The sequence below is a fragment of the Sporosarcina sp. P13 genome, from assembly GCF_002743055.1.
Taxonomy (GTDB): domain Bacteria; phylum Bacillota; class Bacilli; order Bacillales_A; family Planococcaceae; genus Sporosarcina.
The window spans coordinates 1-4,236 of record NZ_PDYM01000065.1; the positions used below are offsets into that span (position 1 = coordinate 1).

Consider the following 4,236-nt stretch of genomic DNA (forward strand, 5'->3'; position numbering starts at 1 on the left):
CATGGCTGCATTTGAAAAAGAGGACGCCGACCCGTTTCGAGAAGATACAGGAATAGCCAAGCCAAAACAGGAACTTTTTATTGATGATGTCATTCCAGTAGGGATCTAGGGCAGCATTCTACGGTGGAAAAAATAAAAAACCGCGTACCTGTGCACCACACAACTCGGACACTATTCAGACTTGTATACATTATCCATGCAACAGCTATTACGGCAAGGGTACAAACATCAGTGTCGGACGTTAGCTGTTAGTGCTACTTTCTAACGTCCAATTGGAAGTGGTGCCTGTACATTAGTAAAGGTACCACCTTGTAAACGTTAAACTAGAGACAACAGTTTTCAACAAATAAGACACAACAGTTTTCCGCTACAAAATTACTTTCTATATACTAGAGATAGTTTATGGAAAGTGAGGAAGAGAAAGTGGAAATTTTGATGGTGTATTTTGAAGTGAAGCGACTGCGGAAGGAAGGATTCTCCGATGCGGCAATCGCAAGAAAGCTTAAGATTTCTAGAAACAGAGTGAAAGATTATGGAGAAAAAACCCCAGAGGAATTTCACGCATTCGCCTTGTCTTTACAGATAGTAAAGGGTGCCTGTGCAGCACACAATTCAAATAGTGTGCTGCACAGGCACCCAAAAATTACCTCAAGACGTTAATTCAGCTTATAAAGGGACCTGATCAATTGTGTAAAAAATACCCCAACACGGGTAAATACCACTGTCAAGACGACAATATCTATGAAAGGGATGCCATTATTTTAAAGAAAATGGGGCTTAAAATCGGACAAATTCTAAGCTGGAAGGACATTGAGTTGTGTATCCGAAAGTTTGTCGCCCCTTCCGATATTCAAATTATATTTGAAACTTGTTCCTGGCGTTCATATGGAGTTTGTGAGGAAGGTATTCAAGAGACTCATGAAGGGAAGGGTTTAAGGAAACTTAAATAAGCCCTTCCCCATAGTGAATCCTGCCTGTGCAACACACATTTTAAAATCATTTCTGAATTTCATTTGAATTGCAATGTGTACAGGTAGCGCCCACTAATTTGATTGGGGGCTTACTTTCAATAGTCATCTAAATTGTCTGATTAGTGTCTGAATTGTGCGGTGCACAGGCATCGTTTTTTTCCAGACGCGATTCTGATAGCCAAGTGCGGTACCAGAGGTTTCGGGTGCCAGTCACTCAAACAATCATCTTACTTTTGACCATCATTTAGTTTTCGTGCTTCCTCTGGGCCAGATAATTTCGCACGGCCGGGATATCTGAGGTTCGTATCACGATCTGGTTTAACCTTTCCGCTTTCAAGTAACTTTTTTTCCTGACGATCTTTTGACATGAATGAAACACCTCCTACAAAGTAGGATGGACCAATTCTTATATATTATCCTAATTTATTCATTCGGGAAATTTCGGGTACCAGGTTCTTTAATTTCGGGTACCAGGTTATAACACAATTCAGTCAGCTCTAGTAGAATTGTGCGGTGCACAGCGTTTTTCTAAGCCGTCTAAGTTATCTGATTAGTGTCTGAATTGTGCGGTGCACAGGCATCGTTTTTTTAAGACGCGCATATTGAAGGTGAAGTTCCAGGGTTAGTATTTGAAATTCCTGCAATAGATGCTTATACATTTGGCTATCCTGTATACTTCTTCGGAAAAGCCTGTCAATGTGTGCATACTTATTTAGCGTCAATCCTTTTGATCGGCCTAGCTTAGAGCCAAATAAAACTAAAATGTTCAAATTACTAGATAAGCCTGGTTATGAACAGCGGCAGAAAGTACATATAATTTCGTATGAGTAACAAAATTAATGTGAAGGGACCTGAGACCATGCAATGGAAAGTAAAAGCAGAACATTGGTTAACGCAGCTGACTGACGAAGATCCGATGAAGAAGGAACTCTCTGAACTGTTACTCAATGAGATGTTAGCAGAGGAGTGTTTCTACAAAGATTTAGGGTTCGGAACAGGTGGCATGCGCGGTGTGATGGGTCCTGGAACAAATCGGTTAAATATCTACACTGTACGTAAAGTTGGCCTTGGACTTGCACAGTATGTAGTAGGTCAAGGGGTGCCGGCAATGAAGCGTGGAGTAGTCATCTCTTATGACACACGTCACCGATCCAAGGAATTTGCGCTTGAAATGGCAAAAGTGATTGGTGGACAGGGAGTGACGGCTTATCTATTTGATGAACCTCGACCCACCCCGTTACTTTCGTTCGCCGTACGCTATCAACATGCATTTGCTGGGGTCATGATTACAGCTAGCCATAATCCGCCTGAATACAATGGTTTGAAAGTGTATGGAGAAGATGGGGCACAACTTCCGCCGGAAGCAGCTGACATTATTATCGACTATATCGTTAAGTTAGGAACGGATCTTGTACGGGATCCAGCGAATGTGGAGCAATTAATTTCAGAAGGATTACTCGTATCGATTGGTGAGGCTGTTGATCTGGCGTATATGGAAGAGTTAGAAACAATTAGATTAAACAAAGATTTAACGGATGTCTCAATTGTCTTTTCAGCACTTCATGGGACAGCGAGTAAACCTATGCGACAGGCATTTGAAACGTTTGGCTTCGACAATGTCCAGTATGTAAAAGAACAAGAACAACCGGACCCGAACTTCTCTACTGTTAAAAGCCCGAATCCAGAAGAAGCTCAAGCGTTTGAATTAGCTATTCAATATGGACAACGAGTTGGAGCGGATATACTGCTCGCAACAGATCCAGATGCTGATCGACTTGGGATGGCGGTTCGCGATGAACAGGGACAATTTAAACTGTTGAGTGGGAACCAAATAGGTACAGTTATTCTTCATTATTTACTGGAAGAAAAATTAGCTGCCAGGGAGCTACCACAGAATGGCGTCGTTCTGAAAACAATCGTTTCTACGGATATTGTCAGTGTGATGGCGGAAAAGTACGGCTTACAGACAGTGGACGTGCTAACAGGATTTAAATTCATCGCAGAGAAAATCCGTGAATACGAAGAAACTAAAGAACATTCATTCCTTTTTGGTTTTGAAGAGAGCAATGGCTACTTAATTGGGGACTTTGTGCGTGATAAAGATGCAATTCAAACAGCGGTCTTCATGGCAGAAATTGCCGCTGTATATAAAGGTAGAGGAACAACTATCTATCAAGTGTTACAGAAAGTCTATGAGACGTATGGCTTTTATAAAGAACTGTACACTCCTATCACACTAGAAGGAAAAGATGGTTCAGAACAAATCACACTGATTATGGAGTCGTTCCGTAATGCGACGCCTTTGACTGTTAATGGTATTAAAGTGCAGCGGATAGAAGATTATTTAAGTAGTGAAATGCTTGAGTGTTCTACTGGGAAGATTACAAAGATCAACTTACCGACTTCTAATGTATTGAAATACTACTTAGAAAATGGGGCATGGTTTGTCATCCGTCCTTCCGGTACAGAACCTAAATGTAAGTTTTATTTCGCTGCGAGAGGTCAGACGGAAAAAGAAGCAATAGAAACAGTAGAAACAATCTGTGATTCCGTGTTGAAAAGAGTACAAACAGACGTATAGTAAAAGGTGCCTGTGCACCACACAATTCAGACACCATTCTGACTTGTATACATTAAAAAAACGGTGCCTGTGCACCACACAATTCAGACACTATTCTGATAACTAGATAGTGTGCAAGAAAAGAGTCTTTTGATCGAGAAATCGATGGAAGACTCCTTTTTGATTGCAGTCTATCATTCCAATGTAATTCCACACAACCCAACCACATGTAAACGTTAAACTGTAAGCCCCCAATTAAACAACGCATATTCAAACCTAAAAAAAGCCGTACCTATTATGTTAAATAGATAAAAGAAAACGCAATAAACCATTGTTTTCAGGGTATAGGAGAGTACCAATCACAGAACTTCCTAACCTACCCCACCAGTAAAAGAGGAGCTGAAAACAATGGTTAAAAACGGTGCCTGTGCACCACGCAATTCAGAAACTATTCAGACAATTCGTTAAGTGTTAGATGAAAGAGTTCCTTGACTGAATATAGCCACTGAATTGTACCATCCTTGCCGTGTTTCTGTTCCACCAATGACAAGTTTTTGTTCCACCTCTGCCATGCATATGTCGACCCTCCTTTATAATTGAGATGCACCTATCGGTGTAAAGTAAGCCCGAAATATAAAAAAGCACACTTATATAGTGCGCGTCACGAATAGCCCTTACATTCGAATTTTTTCTTCGAATGTAGGG

At 40.9% G+C, this 4,236-nt stretch carries 4 protein-coding genes; 3 read left to right on the top strand and 1 reads right to left on the bottom strand.

Going from position 1 to position 4,236, the window contains the following annotated elements; translation table 11 throughout:
* The first annotated feature begins 402 nt into the window (after positions 1-402).
* Positions 403-660: a hypothetical protein gene (locus tag CSV79_RS16215; protein ID WP_199171948.1), complete on the top strand. Its 258-nt coding sequence runs from the start codon at positions 403-405 to the stop codon at positions 658-660.
* A gap of 26 nt (positions 661-686) precedes the next feature.
* A complete protein-coding gene (locus CSV79_RS16220) occupies positions 687-950 on the top strand; it encodes a DUF1284 domain-containing protein (protein WP_369825000.1) in 264 nt (87 codons plus the stop codon).
* Between the two features lie 248 nt (positions 951-1,198).
* Here CSV79_RS16220 and CSV79_RS16225 read toward each other — a convergent pair whose 3' ends face one another.
* Positions 1,199-1,339, bottom strand: a complete 141-nt coding sequence (locus CSV79_RS16225; RefSeq protein WP_009498232.1) for a YpzI family protein — start codon at positions 1,337-1,339, stop codon at positions 1,199-1,201.
* Positions 1,340-1,830: 491 nt separating this feature from the next.
* Here CSV79_RS16225 and CSV79_RS16230 point away from each other — a divergent pair, with 491 nt between their 5' ends.
* Positions 1,831-3,552 (top strand): phospho-sugar mutase, encoded by a 1,722-nt coding sequence (locus CSV79_RS16230; RefSeq protein WP_099690086.1) that lies wholly within the window; start codon positions 1,831-1,833, stop codon positions 3,550-3,552.
* Positions 3,553-4,236: the final 684 nt, after the last annotated feature.

Excerpts from the sequence above, each read along its gene's own strand:
- CSV79_RS16215 (WP_199171948.1), top strand. The coding sequence starts at position 403 with ATGGAAAGTGAGGAAGAGAAAGTGGAAATTTTGATGGTGTATTTTGAA.
- CSV79_RS16225 (WP_009498232.1), bottom strand. The coding sequence starts at position 1,339 with ATGTCAAAAGATCGTCAGGAAAAAAAGTTACTTGAAAGCGGAAAGGTT.
- CSV79_RS16230 (WP_099690086.1), top strand. The coding sequence starts at position 1,831 with ATGCAATGGAAAGTAAAAGCAGAACATTGGTTAACGCAGCTGACTGAC.